The following is a 1,168-nucleotide window of genomic DNA, read 5'->3' as shown; positions in this document are numbered from 1 at the left end:
TGATGGCTTTCCTGCGTACCCTATAGCCTCACCGATATGTGGCGCACTGGTCATAGTTCTCGCTCATAAGCAGCTCTAAGTGGCCTCTGCGCCACATATCGGGGAACGCCACATAACTTGCCGGATTGACCGCGGGCCTCGCTGCCTTTGACAGCGGGGGAGGAGTCGTCGGAGCGCTCATCGTCGGCTTTCTTGCCGGCGGTGCGACCCTTGCGCTCGGGCAGATTGGCTTCGCCACCACCCGTACGCCGCTGATCCGCGCCATCATCGGCCTGCTCTACGCCGTGCCGGCGACCGTCGCCGGCTATCAGGTGTCGCTGGCGCTAGCCGGCATCGGCATGTCCACCGGCAACTGGCAGATGGCATTTGCCGTTGTCGGCGCCGTTCTCGCTGGTGTCACGGCCTTCTCGCGCATGACGCTGTTTCTTCCACCGTCGGACGAGCGGGGCATCGGGAGAACTCACTCGCCGGTTAGCTGGCAGCCGCACGACCAGAGACGCTGACGCTTTCTGCGTCCTCATCGTCGAGATTGGTGAAGATGGGTGGCGAGCGCTCGTTGCGATGCGCGAGCGTGAACGCGGCCACCGGATAGCGCTTCGATGAGCCCGTGTTTTCTGCACAGCCGACAAGATGCTGGGTTGTGGTCGCCGTCTACGCCGGGTTGGCCGCAGACGGCAGCCATCCCATTTCTACGCTACGGCCGCCTTCACTTCGCCCGGCATGCCAGCCCTCTTGTGCAGGACCCTTCAGGTTGGCCACGACTTCTCGCGAGGATGCTGTTCGGCGTGCGACCCACGGCCTCTCCTTGGCTTGATCTAGCCGTAGGACGGCGGTGCCTCGATCGCCTGAGCCGCAACGGCGGCGGAGCGACTTTCTTCCCCTGGGCTTCGCCCATTCCTCGCGAGGCAAGAAAGTCGCTCCGCCGCCATCCTCCGCTGTGCTCCGGCCCGCGAGCGGGTGCAGCGCCGATCGCCTCCGGCAAACGATCGCCATCGAGGCCGCGATGGTCGCGGGGCTCGAAACAGCAAGGAGAAGTCACATGGCTAACATCGGTTCCTTCAAGAAGTCCGGCAACGAGTACCAGGGCGAGATCGTCACGCTCAGCGTCCAGACCAAGGGCGTCCGCATCGTCCCCGAGGCCAACCGCTCGAATGACAACGCCCCCAGC

At 64.5% G+C, this 1,168-nt stretch carries 2 protein-coding genes; both read left to right on the top strand.

Annotated features, from left to right (window positions below):
• Positions 1–125 precede the first annotated feature (125 nt).
• The gene (locus tag LJ725_RS28820) at positions 126–503 is read left to right on the top strand and encodes a hypothetical protein (RefSeq protein WP_230554366.1); all 378 of its coding nucleotides are present in this window, start codon (positions 126–128) and stop codon (positions 501–503) included.
• Between the two features lie 536 nt (positions 504–1,039).
• A partial coding sequence (locus LJ725_RS28815) for a DUF736 family protein (protein WP_230554365.1) occupies positions 1,040–1,168 on the top strand: 129 nt, incomplete at its 3' end.

It is taken from the genome of Reyranella aquatilis (genome assembly GCF_020880995.1).
In the GTDB taxonomy this organism is placed as follows: Bacteria; Pseudomonadota; Alphaproteobacteria; order Reyranellales; family Reyranellaceae; genus Reyranella; species Reyranella aquatilis.
This window is presented reverse-complemented; position numbering and strand designations above follow the sequence as displayed.